The organism is Saccharopolyspora montiporae (assembly GCF_015209505.1).
In the GTDB taxonomy this organism is placed as follows: Bacteria; Actinomycetota; Actinomycetes; order Mycobacteriales; family Pseudonocardiaceae; genus Saccharopolyspora; species Saccharopolyspora montiporae.
Window position 1 is genome coordinate 1 of sequence record NZ_JADEYC010000027.1, and the last position, 17,210, is coordinate 17,210.

Sequence of the window (17,210 nt, forward strand, 5' to 3'; positions counted from 1 at the left end):
CCGCCGCAGCAGCATTCCTCACCGATTTCGCCGCCATGTCGGCCATCGGAGCCACCGAATCCGGCGGGGTGCACCGCGAGGCCGCCGATCCCGCCGATGCCGCGACCAAGCAATGGCTGCGGGAATGGCTGCAGCAGGGTGGTTTCGAAGTCCGGGTGGACCGGATCGGCAACCTGTTCGGCCTGCTGACCTGGACACCGGGAGCTCCCTACGTGCTGCTGGGATCGCACCTGGACAGCCAGCCCGCGGGCGGGCGCTTCGACGGCGCCTACGGGGTGCTGGCCGCCGCGCACACCGCGGCACGGCTGCGCGACCGGTTCCGCGGCGCGGATGCGCCGCCGCCGCTCAACATCGCGGTGGTCAACTGGTTCAACGAGGAGGGCTCGCGCTTCCAGCCGAGCATGATGGGCAGCGCGGTGTTCACCGGCAAACTCGATCCGGACACGGCGCTGGACACCTGTGATGCGGGCGGCACGAGCGTGCGCGCAGCGCTGACCGACATCGGGTTCGCCGGCACCGACGAGTGCCCGGAACTGGCTTCTTACGCCGAAATCCACGTCGAGCAGGGCAGCTTCCTGGAGCAGGAGGGCCGCACCATCGGCCTAGTGGAGTCCAACTGGGCCGCGCGCAAGTACCGGGTGTCGGTGCACGGCGAGCAGTCGCACACCGGCTCCACCCCGATGACCCAGCGCCGGGACGCGCTCTACGGGGCGGCGAAGATCGTCACGGCCGTGCGCGAGTTGGCCGACGAGTTCGCCGAGGGCGTGCTGCACACCTCGGTCGGCCAGCTGACGGTGCTGCCGAACTCACCGGTCGTCGTGGCCCGCGAAGCGCAACTGCACCTGGACCTGCGCTCAGCGGATCTCGACGTGCTGCGCACCGCGGACACCCGGCTGCACGAGGTGTTCGCGCAGGTGCGCGAGCGGGCCGGCGTGGCGGTGTCGCTGGGTACCGCGCACGCCTGGGACATCGAGCCCTACCAGCCCGCGGGCGTGCGGCTCGCCGAGGCTGCGGTCGAGGAGCTGGGACTGCCGCACCGCAGGATGCTCACCCTGGCCGGGCACGATTCGACGAACATGAAAGACGTTGTGCCCACGGTGATGCTGTTCGTACCCAGCGCGGGCGGTGTGGCGCACAACGAGTTCGAGCACACCGACGACGCCGACATGCTCGCCGGCGTCGACGTGCTCACCGACGTCGCCGACCGCCTCTGCCACGGTGAGGGGCAGCCCTGACGGCGCGCGACGTGCTCGGTCGCGGCGGCCGAATCTTCCCGAACACCCGGGGTCAGCTGCGCGGGGTTCCGCTGCCGTGGGCGAACGAGCTGGCTTCCGGGCCGCGCACCGGGCCGGGCTGCCGGTCGAGTTCGGCGAGGACGCCGCGCAGATCGCCGAGCAGCAGGTCGGCGAGGTCGTGGCTCATCCCGTTGCGCACCACGATGCGCAGCACCGCCAGATCGGTGCGATTGGGCGGGAAGGTATAGGCGGGTACGAGCCAGCCGCGCTGGCGCAGGTGAGCGGAGACGTCGAACACTGAGAACCGGTCCACGCTCTCGGCGAGGGTGCAGGCGAACACCGGGAGCTCGTCGCCGCGGGTGATCAACCGGAACGGGCCGAGCGCGCCGATCTCGGCGGACAGCGTCGTGGCCACGTCCCGCGCGGTGCTCTGCACCCGGTGGTATCCGGCGAAACCCAGCCGCAGGAACATGAAGTACTGCGCGATGACCTGCGCGCCCGGTCGGGAGAAGTTCAGCGCGAACGTGGGCAGCGTGCCGCCCAGGTAGTTGACCCGGAACACGAGATCGTCCGGCAGCGCGGCGGTGTCGCGCCAGACCACCCAGCCCACGCCCGGGTAGACGAGCCCGTACTTGTGCCCGGAGGTGTTGATCGAGGCCACCCGGGCGAGCTGGAAGTCCCACACGAGTTCGGGATCGCAGAACGGGGCGATCATCGCCCCGGACGCACCGTCGACGTGCACCGGGACGTCGATGCCGTGTTCGCGCTGCAGTTCGTCGAGCGCAGCGCAGATCTCGTGCACCGGCTCGTAGCTTCCGTCCAATGTGGAACCGAGAACGGCCACGACGCCGATCGTGCCCTCATCGCAGAGCGACGCGGCCTCTTCGGCCTCCAGGTGCAACCGGTCCCCGGACACCGGAACGGTGCGCGGCTGCACGTCCCAGTAGTTCGCGAACTTCTCCCAGCACACCTGGACGTTGGCACCCATCACGATGTTCGGCCGATCGGCCGGGCGGCCCGCGGCACGCTGCCGGTGCTGCCAGCGGCGCTTGAGCGCGAGCCCGGCCAGCATGCACGCCTCGCTGGACCCGGTCGTCGAGCAGCCGACGGTGTCCGCCGGGTCGGGCGCGTGCCACAGCCGGGCCAGCATCCGCACGCAGCGCTGCTCCAACTCGGCGGTGCGCGGGTATTCGTCCTTGTCGATGGCGTTCTTGTCGAAGGATTCGGCCATCAGCCGGGCGGCCGCGGGTTCCATCCAGCTGCCGACGAACGTGGCCAGGTTCAGCCGCGCGTTGCCGTCGAGCATCAGTTCGTCGTGCACGATCTGGTAAGCGACCTCCGGATCCAGGTCGCCGGGCGGGAACCGGTCCCGCGGGACCTGCACCGGTTCGGCCGCGAACACCGGGTTCACCGACAGGTGCTCGCGCCCGCCGTCCGCGGAACCGCCGCCGGTCAGGGTCATGCGGCAACCGTAGGCGAGCACTGCCGGCCGCGCAGGTCCATCGGGTCAGCCCTGCGCCGGCTCCAGCACCAGGTGGGTCTGCTCGCCCAGCGGCGCGGTGATCGTCCAGAACGGGTCCGGACCGGGTCCCTGCTCGCGGCGCAGCACGTAATCGACCGGTTCGGGGTCGGCCGGCTCGAAGTGCCGGTAGTTGAACCGCAGCAGCGCGGCCATCGTCGGCCCCGCCTCCTCGATGCGCTGTTCGAGCTCGGGTCCGATGTAACCGCGATCGGAGAACCCGTCCATGACCCGGCACTCGCAGAAGTAGGCCATCGCACCGATCTCACCGTGCCCGGCCACGGTCGCATCGCCGACGGTCCTGCCCACCTCGGCACCGATCCGCGCGTACTCCTGCGCGGTCGCCCAGTTCGTGCTCACCGGCGCCACCTGCCAGGGCACGCCCTGGTTCAGCGCGAACCACGACTGCGGCAGCACCAGGGCGAGCGCGGCGACCGCGGCCGGCAGCAGCATCCGCGGTTGCCGTGCCAGCGCACCGATGCAGGCGCACACCGGGAAGACCGCGCCGATCAGAACCGGGGCGTAGTACCAGTGGTAGGGGGGAACCTCCATCGCGGAATACGCGGCGTAGTGCGCGATTCCGCCGAAACCGAGCAGTGCCCACGGCCACAACCGCACCGTCCGACCGCGTCCGCGCAACAAGCACAGCAGCACCAGGCACACCGCACCGACGACGGCCGGGACCGCGGCGAGCAGCGTGGCGGTGGTCATGTTGGTCACGTACCACTCGTAGCCGTTGTGGAAACCGAGCTCGCCCCAGGCCTTCTGCACCTGCTTGATCACCAGCGTGTCCGGGATGGCCGAACCGAACGCGTACCAGCTGAACACCAACCAGGGAGCCACGGTGAGCAGCCCGCTGAGCGACCACTTCCACCAGGACCGCCACACCGCCGGCTGTCCGGCCAGCACGACGAGCACGAACAGCGCCAGGTCGAGGCGGGTGAGCGCCAGCAGCGCGCCGACGACGCCCAACAGCACGGGACGGTTCCCGGTGGCGCACGCCAGCAGCACCGCCAGCAACGCACCGGCGAGCGTCATCTCCAAGCCCACAGTCGACAGCACCAGCGGGTTGAGCACGATCGATGCCGTGCCCAGCGGAGCGATCCAGCGCGGAAGGCCGCTGTCGGCGGCCGCGCGGCGCAGCGCCAGCACCGACAGCACGGCGCAGCCCACGAACAAGACACCCAGCGCCAGCACCGGCGAACGCAGCACGGTCGTGCCCGCCGCCAGCAGCACCACGTTGAGCGGAGAGGTCGCCGAATTCGCGAACTCGCCCGGCACCAGCCCCCACTCGCCGTGCAACGCCAGGCGCTTCGCATAGCTCAGCGTGATGTAGCTGTCATCGAGCAGCGCGTCGTGCACCAGCCAGAACACCGCCGCGGCCACGACCACCGTCGCCGCGACCAGCGCCACCCCCGTTCGGGACCGCGCCCGCCCCGCCGGCCGCGGCACCACGTCCGACTGCTGCTCGACCGCCAGCTGCATGCGTCCGCTCCCGAGTTGCGCGCTGCACCTTCGGTGCGCTGCGTTCGGCTGCACACCGGCCGCCGTGATCGTAAGAGCGCGGCGGAGACGGGCACGGCGCCACAGAACCGACATCCACAAGATCACCGGGTCGAGTGATCGCAGACCCATCCGCTGCTGCCGCGTGCTTCTCGCGCAGCAGACCACGTTTCATCAGGCGCCGGCCGGAACCGGAGGGCGGTACGCTGCGCGGCACGCCGCAGATCGTCGAAGGGCCTCACCATGCGCATCACCGGCTCGGCCGTCTCGCTGAACGTCGCGGATCCGGCCGCCTCCGCGGGATTCCTCGTCCGACACTTCGGATTCACCGAAGCGGCCTCCGCTCCGGGTTTCGCTTCGCTGACCAGACCGGATTCCGGGATGAACGTCGTGTTCCTGCAGCTCGGGCTGACCACCCTGCCCGCGGACCAGCGCGACGAGCACGCAGCGGGGCTGATCCTCGCCTTCGTCGTCGACGACCTGGAGGGCGAGCTCGCACGGCTGCAGCACGAGGCCGTGGCGATCACCATGCCGCTGACCACCGAGGAATGGGGCGAGCGCGCGTTCCAGGTCCGCGATCCGAACGGGGTGATCGTGCAGCTGGTCGACTGGAACGGCTGAATCGGCGAGCGACGCGGCTCCCGTTCGGGGGATTCAGGGCGATCGGGACGGGGGTTCGGCGCGGAGGGCCGCCCCGGGGACAGGATCCGGGGCGGCCCCGCCTGGGCAGGCACCGCGGTTGCGGGGCGCTCCGGTCACCCACACACCACATCGACCGGGAACGCCCCGCAGCCGGGCGGGAAGAGCAGCCTGGCTACTCCTCGTCGTCCACCTCGGTCTCCTCCTCAGCGGCCTCGGGATTGATGATCTCGCCCTCGTGCTCCAGGTCCATCTACATTGACTCCTTTCTCGTTGTGCCGGAAGGGAACTCGCGACTTCGGCGGGGATCCGTTGATCGCGAGCGGGAGAACCGTCTCAGGAGATCAACAGGCGCGAACAGAGGAGTGCCGGGACCTCCACTCGATCCAGCGATCGCGGCGTCGGTGGGCGTCGACGGCCGCGGGACGAGCGGTCAACCGAGCTCGGCACGGACCCCGACGAGGCGAATCGGGCGCTGCAACGCGAACGATTCCAACGCCCGCAGCGCAGCGCGCTCGATCTCGGCCGCGTCCCGGGTCGGTTCCGGCAGGGCGACCCCGTGGGTGTGCGTGGCGAACCGCGAATCCCGGATCTTGACCACCACCCGGCGCGCCACGTCCCCACCGGCGGCCAGGTCATCGCTGACCGTGCCGGCCACCTGCGCGAGTTCGGCACGCACCCGGTCCGGATCGCGCACGTCCTGCTGGAAGGTGACCTCCCGCCCGCGGGAACGCGGCCGGCGCGGCTCGTCGCTGACCGGCGAGGAGTCGAAGCCGTGGGCGAGCGCCACCAACCACGGTCCGGTCGCCGGGCCGAACGCCGCGGCCAGTTCGCCCGGATCGGCCGCAGCGAGCCCGCCGACGGTGTCGATGCCCAGCGCGGACAGCTTCCGCGCGGTCTTGGGTCCGACGCCCAGCAGCGCCTCCGCGGGCCGCTCGGCCATCACCGCGACCCAGTCGGTCACGTCCAGCCGGAACACCCCGGCGGGCTTGGCCATCCCGGAGGCGAGCTTGGCGCGCAGCTTGTTGTCCCCGATGCCCACCGAGCAGTTCAGCCCGCTGCGCTGCAGCACTCGCCGCTGGATCGCGCGGGCGAACTCCCGGGCGTCGTCGGTGTCGGCGAGCAGGAACGCCTCGTCCCAACCGGCCTCTTCCACGATCGCGCCGAACTCGCGCAGCGCGTCCATGACCTCGACCGAGGCCGCGAGGTAGGTCTCCCGATCCGCGGGCAGGAACACCGCCTCCGGACACCGGGCGGCGGCGGTGCGCAGCGGCGTCCCGGACACGACGCGGTGCTCGCGCGCCTCGTAGGAGGCACCGGCCACCACGCCGCGCTCGGTCGGATCACCGGAACCGCCCACCAGGACCGGCAGTCCGCGCAGCTCCGGACGGCGCAGCAGTTCGACGGCCACGATGAACTGGTCGAGGTCCACGTGCAGCACCACCCGCTCCACGCCGCCGAGCATCCCGCACCCGCGCGGGGCGGGCAGCGCGTGCGCCACACTGGCCGGATGAGCCAGCACAGCGCAGGGATCCTGCTGTTCCGGCTGCGCGGCGGCGCGCTGCAGGTCCTGGTGGTGCACCCTGGCGGACCGTTCTGGCGCAACAAGGACGCGGGCGCCTGGTCACTGCCCAAGGGCGAGCACGATCCGGACGAGGACGCACGTGCCGCCGCTCTACGTGAATTCACCGAGGAAACGGGGGCCGACCTCGGCGATCCGGCGCTGCTCGACCTGGGCCGCAGCACGCTGCGCAGCGGCAAGGTGGTGACGGCGTTCGCGGTCGAAGGCGAGTTCGACGAGCAGGAGTTGCGCAGCAACGAGTTCGAGGTGACCTGGCCGCCGAAATCCGGCCGCGCGCAGCGCTTCCCCGAGGTGGACCGGGCGCTATGGTGCGATCCGGACACCGCCCGCACCAAGCTCAACCCGGCGCAGGCGGTGTTCGTGGACCGCTTGCAGCAGCACCTGGCCGCGGACGGCCGGGGCGGTTCCTAGGACTCCAGGGACTTCTCGCGGGTTTCCCGGCTAGCCAGCAGGGCGATCAGCGTCAGCGCGCCCATCGCCGCGAGGTAGACGCCGACCCAGCCCAGACCGTGCGAGCTCGCCAGCCAGGTGGCGATGTAGGGCGCGACCGACGCGCCCAGCAGGCTGGCCATGTTGTAGGAGATCGAGGCACCCGTGTAGCGCACCGCGGTGGGGAACAGCTCCGGCAGCACCGCGCCCATCGGCCCGAACGTCAGCCCCATCAGGCTCAGCCCGACGATGAGGAAGGACAGCGAGGAAGCATCGCTGCCGGTGCCGAACCAGGGCCCCAGCGCGAGGCCGAACACGATGATCGCCAGCGTGGTGACGATGAGCGTGGGACGGCGGCCGAACCGGTCGGCCAGCCAGCCGGACAGCGGGGTCATCAGCCCGAAGAAGACGACGCCGATCAGCAGCAGCACCAGGAAGTGCGAGCGGTCGTAGCCCAGGCCCTCCTCGGCGGTGCCGTACGACAGCGAGAACACCGTCATCAGGTAGAACAGCACGTAGGTGGCCAGCATGATGAAGGTGCCCAGCACCAGCGCCTTGGAGTCGTACCGGAACACCTGGGTGAACGGGACCTTGGCGCGCTGGTCGGAGGCGACGACCTTGCTGAAGGCCGGGGTCTCGTGCAGGCTCAGCCGCACCCACAGGCCGACCACGACGAGCACGGCCGAGAGCAGGAACGGGATCCGCCAGCCCCAGCTGAGGAACGCCTCGTCGTCCATCACCCCGGACAGCACGAGGAACAGCCCGTTGGCCAGGAAGAAGCCGATGGGTGCGCCGAGCTGCGGGAACGTGCCGAACAGCCCGCGCTTGTGCGCCGGGGCGTTCTCGGTGGCCAGCAGCGCGGCACCACCCCATTCGCCGCCGAGGCCGATGCCCTGCCCGAACCGGCACAGCGCCAGCAGCAGCGGGGCGAGCACGCCGATCTGCGCGTAGCCGGGCAACAGGCCGATGACCAGCGTGGAGATGCCCATGGTCAGCAGCGAGGCGACCAGGGTGGCCTTGCGCCCGATGCGGTCGCCGAAGTGCCCGAACATCGCCGAGCCGACCGGGCGGGCGATGAAGGCGATGGCGAAGGTGGCCAGCGACTGCAGGGTCGCCGCGGTGTCGTCGCCGGGCGGGAAGAACAGGTGCGGGAACACCAGGACCGCCGCGGTGGCGTAGACGTAGAAGTCGTAGAACTCGATCGAGGTGCCCACGAGGCTGGCGGTCAGGACCTGCCGCGTCGAGTTGCGGGACCCGCCCGATCCCTCGGAGCCCGGCACTTCCGGTGCCTGGGCGCGGTCGACAGCCATAGCCCGATTCCTCCCTCGTGACCCGAACGGACCAGCGCACCTTATCGGCGCCCCCGAACCCGGCGGCCCACGGGTTCCCGCATCGTGGGCACGGTCACCAAGCCGGGAGGCCAGCTCGCGGCGACCAAGACGGATAGGCGTCCGAATAGTGGGACGCGCTACCGGGCACGTCGGAGTGAACGCGCTGCGCGCACGGCGGCGAGCGGCGGCACCCGGGGCTGCGGCCGCGAAGAGCTCGTCACCACCCGAACCGAGCCCGAACGCCGCGGTCTGATCGTGCCCGGCGTCCACGGCCGCACGTACGCTGATGCGATGGCGGTTCGTAGCGGCTTCCCGATCCTGACCACCGGTGATCTTGGTCGCCTCGTGGACTTCTACCGAGCTGCGTTCGACGCCGAGCGGGCCTACGGGTTCGCCGGCGAGGACGGCGCGGACGAGTACGTCACGCTGACCGTCGGCGGGACCTCGCTGGGCATCGGCCGCGGGGACGCGGGGATGGGCAGCACGCATGACCGGACAGCGCTGTGGTTCTACGTCGACGACGTCGACGACGCATATCGCCGCGCCCTCGACGCAGGGGCCACCGGCCAGCGCGAACCGACCGACATGCCCTGGGGAGAACGGGTTGCCCAAGTGCACGACCCCGACGGGCTCGTCATCAACCTCGGAGCCGAGAGCTGACCACCGTGCCTGGAAAGCCGGGCCGGATCAGACCGCGACGTGCCCGGCGAGCAGCGCGGTCACCAGCGCCGGGGAATCCAGCTGGACGAGGTGACCGGCGTCCGGGATCCATTCCAGCCGGGACTGCGGAATGCTCGCGGCGAGCCGGCGGGCGTGTTCCGGTGGCAACCAGCGGTCCTGCTCGCCCCAGGCGACCAGCACCGGGCAGGACAGCTCGTCCAGCCGTCCTCGAACTCGACCGTGAACCGCTCCTCGTTCTGCGCGATCTGCCGGTAGAACGCCGGCCTGCCGTCCGCGCCGAGCCACGGTTCGGTCAGCTCGGCGAGCACGTCCTCGCGCAGCTGCTGCTGCGCGGCGGTGCGGATGTGCCTGCGCACCAGCGCTTCGTGCAGGTGCTCGGGAAGCGCGGCGAACACGTCGGCGTGGTCGCGCACCATCCGGAAGAATTCCGATCCCCACGGCCGCAGCGCCACCACGTCCAGCAGCGCCAGGCTGCGGTAGTCCGCGCCGTCCAGCAACGCGTGGCGCAACGCGACCGCACCGCCGAAATCGTGCGCCACCACCGCCGGGCGGTCCAGTCCCCAGTGTGCGAGCAGCTCGCCGAACACCCGCTGCTGCGCGGCCAACGTCACGTCCTGGCCCGCATGTTGGGCCGACCTGCCGTAGCCGGGCATGTCCCACACGAAGACCTCGTGCGACCGACTCAGCACCTCGGCGACCTCGCGCCACACCCGGGCGGAAAACGGCGTGCCGTGCAGCAGCACCACCGGCGGGCCGGCACCGGCCCTGCCCCAGCGCACGGTCCCCGTGCTGGACGCGAACTCCTCGGACAGTTCCGGACCCATCACCACCACCTCGTTCTGCGCTGACCGGCCCCCGAGCGGCGAGCGCGAGCCCTCGGGTCGGTCACGTGCGCGGACACACTACCGCTGCATCCTCGCCGCGAGTGCGTGCGCGACGCGCACCGACAGCCGGCCGAACACCGCTGCGGGCGCCGTTCTTCCGGCATCGGCAGTCGTTCCCGGCCGGGCGCAGAAATGAAAGCGGCATCATTGTCGACATCGATCGGCACGTGACCGCATGGTGCCACCGAAATCGCCGGTATATTCCACGTTCCGCTATACCAACACCCTTGCGGCAACCGCACGATGCTTCCTGGACCGGACGGATCAGCAGGTCGTACCGACGATGTATGGCGCCTGATCCAGTGAATCTCGGCTGGGCGGGCTGACGCCCGCCGCGGGACGCGGTATCTGCTTGAGTGCACATTCACTGCTGACGTCTCTTCCAGGATTCGGCACGATCGTCCACGACGCGAAGGGAGCGACCCGAATCCCTGTTCCCGATCGGGATCCGAGAAAGTCAGCAGTCGGACCAGGAACCCATCGCGTGTCCCGGAATGTCCACACTTCAGCGCTTCCGGGCCATGACCCGGAGTCAGGCTTCGTCGGGGATGAACCACCGGCGCGCAGCCCTCCGGGACGGGTCCCCACGAAAAGGAGAGCACCAGTGCGCAGAGCACCGTTACCCAGGAGACGTCGTGTGGTCTCGGCGGCGGCATTCGCATCGCTGACCATGCTCGCCCTGCCCGGTACCGCCTCGGCGGACACCGAGTCGGTGGAGGGAGTGCTTGAGCAAACTAACAGCATCGTCGGGACGACCGGCGCGACTGTGGCCGAAGCAGCGGACAAGGCCAACGGCGTGGCAGGAACGCTCCGCTCCACGCTGAGCGACAGCTTGGGACAGGCAAACGATCTCGTCGGCACGGTCGGAGAGGTACTCCCGGGTACCTGATCCCCCGCGGAAGGACGGTTGGCGGTGGAACAGCGGACCGACATCGCGCCACTCCCGCAACGATGGGCCGTGCTCCGTTCCGACACCACTCGCCGACGCACCGTCAGCACGGCGACAGTCGCGGCCTGCGGGCTGCTGAGCACGCCGCCGATCGCCTCCTGGATGGGCTGGTGGTCGACCGCGGCTGTCGCCATGACCGCGATAGCGATCATGGTCGCGGTGCAACTCGGCACCGCACTCCTCCATCTGGTACTCGCCCTCACCGGTCTGCGCACGACGCGCCGACCCGAAAACGCCAGGACGCCACTGAGCGACGAGGAGCTCCCGCACTACTCGGTGCTGGTGCCGTTGTACCGCGAGGCCGAGGTCCTGCCTCGACTGCTGGACGAACTGATCGGCCTGGACTACCCCACCGCGCTGCTGCAGATCCTGGTGATCGTAGAGGCCGGCGACGACGAAACCAGAACAGAACTGGCCAAGCACGCACTTCCCGACCACATCGAAGTTCTGCTGATCGAACAGACCATGCCCCGGACGAAGGCGAAAGCGTGCAACCTGGCGCTCCGCCACGTCCGAGGTGAGCTGTGCACGATCTACGACGCCGAAGACCGCCCCGACCCCGGCCAGCTGCGCACAGCAGCGGCGATGTTTCACGCCTCGCCCGAGCACGTCGTATGCCTGCAGGCGCGCTTGCGGCACTGGAACCCGAACACGAACTGGCTCGCCGCCTCGATGTCGGCCGAATACGCCTTGCGCTACGGAGCCATCCTGCCCGCGTTGAACGCCCTGTCCTGGCCCATTCCACTGGGCGGGAACTCGAACCACTTCCGCACCCCCGCACTGTGCCGGCTCGGCGCGTGGGACCCGCACAACCTCACCGAAGACGCTGACCTAGGCATCCGCATCGCCCGCCACGGGTGGACGGTCCGCACCCTCGACTCGACGACCGACGAGGAAGCCAACGCGAAGGTGGGAAACTGGCTCCGGCAACGCAGCAGGTGGGTAAAGGGCCACACCCAGACCTGGCTCGTGCACACGCGCAACCCACTCGGCCTGCTGCGCGAACTCGGCCCCGGTGGGTTCGCCGCAGTGCACCTCGTGCTCGGCGGCCCGGTACTGTGCGCACTCATCAGCCCGTTGTGCGTGGCGCTCCTGCTCTGCGTGTCACCGCTGGGGCCGGCTTCGGAACTCGGCACGAGCTGGATCGTCGAATACCACCAGTTGGCGGCGCTGCTGACCACCGGATACCTCGTCAACGCCGCACAACTGGCCATCACCGCCGCACCGCAAGGACGGCTCCGCGCCGCACTGCTGGCGCTGACCGTTCCCGCCTACTGGACGCTGCTCAGCATCGCGACCTACAAGGGCCTCCTCCAGCTGCTCCGCCCCGGAACCAGGTACTACTGGGAACGCACCCGCCACGGCCTCGTCCGAGGATGACCCGAGCGCCCGGAACGTGCTGCGACGCGCTCTGCCGGAGCTTCCGCGCGGACCGACTCCCCCGGGGCAGCGCGGTACGTGCCGACCGCGCGGTCACACCACCGCTTCGTCCTCGTCGCGGGTGCGCGCTCCGCCGCGCACCGGCAGCTCGTCGAAAACCGCGGGCGGTTCCTGCCAGGTTTCGGCCCCGTTCCCGGTCTCGGCCGCGCGGATCGCTCGCCAGACCCGCTCCGGGGTGGCCGGCATGTCCACGTGCCGCACGCCGAGGTGGCGCAGCGCATCGACCACCGCGTTCTGCACCGCCGGGGTGGATCCCACGGTCGCGGATTCCCCGATTCCCTTGGCGCCCAACGGGTTGTGCGGCGAGGGCGTCTCGGTGCCCGCCACCTCCAACGAGGGCAGCTCGGCGGCCGACGGGATGCCGTAGTCGGCCAGGGTCGCGTTGAGCGGGTTGCCGTCCTCGTCGTAGGCCATGTGCTCCCACAGCGCCTGCGCGATGCCCTGCGCGGCCCCACCGTGCTGCTGCCCGCGCACGATCAGCGGGTTGAGCACCCGCCCGCAGTCGTCCACCGCGATGTGCCGGACCGGCCGCACCGCGCCCGTTTCGGCATCGACCTCGACCACCGACACGTGCGCGCCGAACGGGAAGCTCGCGCCGCCGGGCTGGAAATCGGCGTGCTCGGTCAGCGGGGTGCCGTGCTCGTCGGCGGTGCGGGCCAGCTTCGGCCAGCTGATCTCCGCGGCAGGGACCCCGGCCACGCCCAGCCCGCCGGATCCGGTGACCACGATGTCCTCCGGTGCCGCTTCCAGTTCGGCCGCCGCGATCTCGCGCGCCCGCTGCAGCACCTGCTCCCCGGCGCGGCGCAGCGCGCTGCCGCCGATCTGCAGCGAACGCGATCCGCCGGTGCCGCCGCCGCGCGGGACGCGGGCCGTGTCGGACTGCACGAATTCGATGTCGTCGAGCGGGATGCCGAGCAGATCGGCGACGATCATGGCGAACGAGGTGGCGTGGCCCTGCCCGTGCGCCGAGGTCCCCACGGTGATCCGGACGCCGTCCTCGTGCACCTCGACCTCGCCGTAGTCGCCGGTACCGCCGCCGGTGATCTCCACGTAACTGGCCACGCCGATGCCCAGCAGCCGGTCCTCGCCGTCCCGGATGCGGCGGTCCTGCTCGACGCGCAACCCCTCGTAATCGGCCAGCCGCAGCGCCTCGGTCAGCGCCAGGTCGTAGTCCCCGCTGTCGTACTGCGCACCGACCAGCGTGGTCAGCGGAAAGTCCTGCTGGGAAAGGAAGTTCTTGCGGCGCAGTGCCACCGGGTCCATGTCGAGCTCGGCGGCGGCCAGATCCATCATGCGTTCCAGCATCGCCGCCGCTTCCGGGCGCCCGGCGCCGCGAAAAGCGCCGACCGGGGTGGTGTTGGTCAGCACTGCGGCCGCGGAGTAGCTGATCGCCGGGATGCGGTACACGCCCTGCGACATGGTGCGGGTGGGCCCCATCGCCAACGAGCCGCCGAATCCCGCGTAGGCGCCGGAATCGCCGAGCACCCTGCAGCGCAGGCCGCGGATCTCCCCTTGGCGGGTCAGCCCGAGCTCCGCGTATTGGACTTGGCCGCGCCCGTGCGGCATGGCTTGCATGTTCTCCGCGCGCGACTCCACCCACTTCACCGGGTTTTCCCAGCGCAACGCCAGGGCGACGGCCACCGCGTGCTCGGGCGCCAGCCCGGCCTTGCCGCCGAACGCGCCGCCCACGTGCGGGGCGACGACCCGGACCCGCTGCGGGTCGAGGCCGAACGCGGTGGCGAGGCCGGAGCGCACGCCGTGCGGCATCTGGGTCGACACGTGCGCGGTGATGTCGTGGTCGCGGTCGGCACCGCCCGGCTCGGCCACGATCGCGTTGCCCTCCAGCGGGACGACGGCCACGCGCTGGTTCTCGATCCGCGCGCGCACCACCACGTCCGCACCGTCGAGCACCTCGGCGCCGGCCGCGTCCCGGTAGCCGCCGGCCACGTTGGTGCCCAGCTCCGGGAACTGCAGCTCGGCGCCGGGCCGCAGCGCCCGCTCCGGATCGGCGACCGCGGGCAGTTCGGCGTAATCCACGTCCACCAGCTCGATGGCGTCCTCGACCGCGGCCCGGCTCTTGCCGAGCACGACCGCGACCGGTTCACCGGCGAACCGCACGCGGTCGGTGGCCAGGGCGGGGCGGGCGCAGTCGTCGTTGAGCACGACGAACGGCGGCGGCGTCGGCGCGTCCAGCTCGGCGGCGGTGTAGGCGGCGACGATCCCGGGTGCGGCCGTCGCGGCGGCGAGATCGATCGACTCGATCCGCGCGTGCGCCAGCGGTGCGCGCACGAACCCCAGGTGCAGCACGCCGGGCGGCGCGTAGTTGCCGACGTAGCTGCCCGCACCGCGCAGCAATTCCGGATCCTCGATCCGCTGGACCTCGTTGCCGAGCATCGATCCCACCATGCCGAGATCCTATCCGTTCCGCGGCACCCGCGGTGCGCGACGCGAGACGTGAGTCCATTGTAGACGGTTCGTGCGTCGGGAGCGCGCCGTTGACCGGCCCGGACGCCGCCGGTAGCGTCCCCCTCTCCGGTGATCGACACCGGCACACAGCTGAAAACAGCGGTTGGCAGTGGGCAAACCCGGCAGTCGGCACGAAGGAGTGCTCGATATGGGAACACCCGTCACGACCGGCGGTGATCCGTACGTTCTCACCGCAGACGGCATCAAGGAACCGCCTACCGGGTGGCGCGCCAGCATGCGCTACCTGGGCCCCGGACTCATCGTCAGCGCCTCCATCGTCGGCTCCGGCGAGCTCATCGCCACCACCGCCCTCGGCGCGGAAGCGGGATTCGCGCTGCTGTGGCTGGTGGTGCTGTCCACCGCGGTCAAGGTCGCGGTGCAAGCCGAACTCGCCCGCTGGACCATCTGCACCGGCAATCCGGCGCTGACCGGCTTCAACGACGTCCCGCCCAAGATCGGCCGGCTCGGCTGGATCAACGTGCTCTGGACGGTCATGGCGCTGTCCAAACTGCTGCAGATCGGCGGGATCGTCGGCGGCGTCGCCGTGGCGCTGAGCATCCTCATCCCGGTCGGCGGCGACCCGCTGGGCGGTACCTCGCTGACCGCGTGGACGGTCATCGTCGTGGTGGGCAGCATCGCGCTGCTGTACTCCAGCGGATACCGCCTCGTCGAACGCGGCGCCTTCGCACTGGTGGCGGTGTTCTCCGTGGTCACCGTGCTGATCGCGTTGGGCCTGCCGTTCACGCCGTTCCACTACGGCACCGCCGAACTGCTCACCGGGCTGAGCCTGACCATCCCGGCCGGGGCGCTCGGCGCGGCCATCGCCATGTTCGGCATCACCGGCGTCGGCGCCGATGAGATCACCTTCTACACCTACTGGTGCGTGGAGAAGGGCTACGCGCGCTGGGCCGGACCGCCGGACGGCAGCGCCGAATGGGCCGCGCGGGCGCGCGGGTGGATCCGGGTCATGTACAAGGACGTCCTGCTGTCCTGGCTGATCTACACCTTCGCCACCCTGGCGTTCTACATCATGGGCGCGGCCGTGCTGCACCCGCAGGGCCTGGTGCTGGACGGCAACGACATGATCACCACGCTCTCGGCGATGTACACCGGCGTGCTCGGCGAATGGGTCGCGATCGCCTTCCTCATCGGCGCGGTAGCGGTGCTCGGCTCCACGCTGTGGGCCTCGATCCCGAGCTGGTCGCGGATGTACACCAACCTGCTGGCGGTGCTGGGCTGGGTCGACTGGGACGACCCGCGCTCGCGGCAGCGCTCGGTGCGCGCGTTCACCGTCGTGCTGCCGGTGCTGTGGGGAGCGACCTACCTGTTCGTCAGCGAACCGGTGGTCATGGTGCAGATCGGCGGCACGGTGACGGGCATCTTCCTGCCCGCAGTCGTGCTGGCGACCTGGTACCTGCGCGGCAAGCAGGTCGACCGCAGGCTGCACGGCGGCACGGCGTTCACCGTGCTGCTGGTGGCCAGCAGCGTCGCCATCGTCGCGCTCGGCATCTACACGGTACTCAACGTCTTCGGCATCGGTACCGGCTGATCGCGGGCGGGTGCGGGGCCCGAGCGCCGGATCCCGCACCCCGCAGCCGTCAGCGCGGCGCCATCCGGATCCCGCCGTCCAGCCGGATCGTCTCCCCGTTGAGGTAAGGGTTCTCGACGATGTTGCAGGCCAGCGCACCGAATTCGGCCGGATCCCCGAGCCGCTGCGGGCTCGGCACCGACTGCTCCAGCCCCTGGCGCACGTCCTCGCGCAACCGGCCCAGCAACGGGGTGTCCATGATGCCGGGCGCGATCGTGCAGACCCGGATGTTCTTGCTGGCCAGATCGCGCGCCGAGCACAGCGTCATCCCGACGATCGCCGATTTCGACGCGGTGTAGGCGATCTGGCCGATCTGGCCGTCGAAGGCGGCGACCGAGGCGGTGAGCACCACGGCTCCGCGCTCGCCGTCGACGTCCTCGTGCCGAGCCATCCGCGCGGCGCCCAGCCGGAGCGCGTTGTAGGAGCCGATGAGGTTGAGCTGGATGACGTCCTCGAACGCCGACAGCTCACCCGGCGAACCGTCCTTCTCCACCAGCCGGATCCGCGCCCCGCGCCCCGCGCAGTGCACCAGCGCGCGCAGCGGCCCGGCCTCCTCGGCGGCGTCCAGGGCCGCGGCGAACTGCTGCTCGTCGGTGACGTCGGCGGGCACGAACCTCGCCGCGTCGCCGAGTTCGCGCGCGGATTCCTCGCCCTGCGAGGTCGGCAGGTCGATGAGCGTGACCGTGGCACCTGCCTTGACCATCTTGCGGGCCGTGGCCAGCCCGAGTCCGGAGGCGCCGCCGGTGACCGCTGCCGAGATTCCTTCCAGGCGCATGCGCAGATCCTTTCTCCGTGTCCTGGGCACATTCAAGGCGGGCCACCCGCGGGGGGTCAAAGTCCCGTTCGCGAACGGATCCGTAGGCGGTGCCTATGCGACAGAACCCGGGCCCCTTGCGGCAGCACCCGGCCTATTGCGACAGAACCCGGGCCTATTGCGGCAGCACCCGGGCCTATTGCGGCAGCA

At 70.7% G+C, this 17,210-nt stretch carries 13 protein-coding genes and 1 pseudogene; 7 read left to right on the forward strand and 7 right to left on the reverse strand.

Annotated features, from left to right (window positions below):
• On the forward strand, positions 1-1,235 hold a 1,235-nt coding region (locus IQ251_RS15470), incomplete at its 5' end, for a M20 family metallo-hydrolase (RefSeq protein ID WP_228047108.1).
• A gap of 52 nt (positions 1,236-1,287) precedes the next feature.
• Here the strand turns inward: IQ251_RS15470 and gad are convergent.
• Complete coding sequence (gene gad, locus IQ251_RS15475; RefSeq protein ID WP_193929301.1) at positions 1,288-2,697, reverse strand: glutamate decarboxylase; 1,410 nt, start codon at positions 2,695-2,697, stop codon at positions 1,288-1,290.
• Positions 2,698-2,742: 45 nt separating this feature from the next.
• Positions 2,743-4,239, reverse strand: coding sequence for a hypothetical protein (locus IQ251_RS15480; protein ID WP_193929302.1), 1,497 nt, complete (start codon positions 4,237-4,239; stop codon positions 2,743-2,745).
• A gap of 261 nt (positions 4,240-4,500) precedes the next feature.
• Here IQ251_RS15480 and IQ251_RS15485 point away from each other — a divergent pair, with 261 nt between their 5' ends.
• Complete coding sequence (locus IQ251_RS15485) at positions 4,501-4,878, forward strand: VOC family protein (RefSeq protein ID WP_193929303.1); 378 nt, start codon at positions 4,501-4,503, stop codon at positions 4,876-4,878.
• A 451-nt stretch (positions 4,879-5,329) separates the two neighbouring features.
• Here the strand turns inward: IQ251_RS15485 and IQ251_RS15490 are convergent, their stop codons facing one another.
• Positions 5,330-6,361, reverse strand: a complete 1,032-nt coding sequence (locus IQ251_RS15490; RefSeq protein WP_193929378.1) for a DNA polymerase IV — start codon at positions 6,359-6,361, stop codon at positions 5,330-5,332.
• A gap of 45 nt (positions 6,362-6,406) precedes the next feature.
• Between IQ251_RS15490 and IQ251_RS15495 the strand changes: the two genes are divergently transcribed.
• Positions 6,407-6,889 carry an NUDIX hydrolase gene (locus IQ251_RS15495; RefSeq protein ID WP_193929304.1) on the forward strand — a complete coding sequence of 161 codons (483 nt, stop codon included), beginning with the start codon at positions 6,407-6,409 and terminating at the stop codon, positions 6,887-6,889.
• Here the strand turns inward: IQ251_RS15495 and IQ251_RS15500 are convergent.
• Entirely contained in the window at positions 6,886-8,217 is a 1,332-nt protein-coding gene (locus IQ251_RS15500; RefSeq protein ID WP_193929305.1) for an MFS transporter, read from the reverse strand. The two genes, IQ251_RS15495 and IQ251_RS15500, sit on opposite strands and share 4 nt — an antisense overlap.
• 312 nt (positions 8,218-8,529) lie before the next feature.
• On the opposite strand from IQ251_RS15500, the gene IQ251_RS15505 reads away from it, so the two are divergent.
• Positions 8,530-8,898 (forward strand): VOC family protein, encoded by a 369-nt coding sequence (locus IQ251_RS15505; RefSeq protein WP_193929306.1) that lies wholly within the window; start codon positions 8,530-8,532, stop codon positions 8,896-8,898.
• Between the two features lie 27 nt (positions 8,899-8,925).
• Here the strand turns inward: IQ251_RS15505 and IQ251_RS15510 are convergent.
• Positions 8,926-9,743, reverse strand: a pseudogene (locus IQ251_RS15510) (alpha/beta fold hydrolase).
• Positions 9,744-10,440: 697 nt separating this feature from the next.
• Here IQ251_RS15510 and IQ251_RS15515 point away from each other — a divergent pair.
• Positions 10,441-10,692: a hypothetical protein gene (locus IQ251_RS15515; RefSeq protein WP_193929307.1), complete on the forward strand. Its 252-nt coding sequence runs from the start codon at positions 10,441-10,443 to the stop codon at positions 10,690-10,692.
• 69 nt (positions 10,693-10,761) lie between these two features.
• Positions 10,762-12,132, forward strand: coding sequence for a glycosyltransferase (locus IQ251_RS15520; protein ID WP_193929308.1), 1,371 nt, complete (start codon positions 10,762-10,764; stop codon positions 12,130-12,132).
• A gap of 93 nt (positions 12,133-12,225) precedes the next feature.
• On the opposite strand, the gene IQ251_RS15525 is transcribed toward IQ251_RS15520, so the two are convergent.
• Complete coding sequence (locus IQ251_RS15525; protein ID WP_193929309.1) at positions 12,226-14,598, reverse strand: xanthine dehydrogenase family protein molybdopterin-binding subunit; 2,373 nt, start codon at positions 14,596-14,598, stop codon at positions 12,226-12,228.
• Positions 14,599-14,806: 208 nt separating this feature from the next.
• Between IQ251_RS15525 and IQ251_RS15530 the strand changes: the two genes are divergently transcribed.
• A complete protein-coding gene (locus IQ251_RS15530; protein WP_193929310.1) occupies positions 14,807-16,207 on the forward strand; it encodes an Nramp family divalent metal transporter in 1,401 nt (466 codons plus the stop codon).
• 49 nt (positions 16,208-16,256) lie between these two features.
• On the opposite strand, the gene IQ251_RS15535 is transcribed toward IQ251_RS15530, so the two are convergent.
• Positions 16,257-17,021 carry an SDR family NAD(P)-dependent oxidoreductase gene (locus IQ251_RS15535; RefSeq protein WP_193929311.1) on the reverse strand — a complete coding sequence of 255 codons (765 nt, stop codon included), beginning with the start codon at positions 17,019-17,021 and terminating at the stop codon, positions 16,257-16,259.
• Between the last annotated feature and the right edge of the window lie 189 nt (positions 17,022-17,210).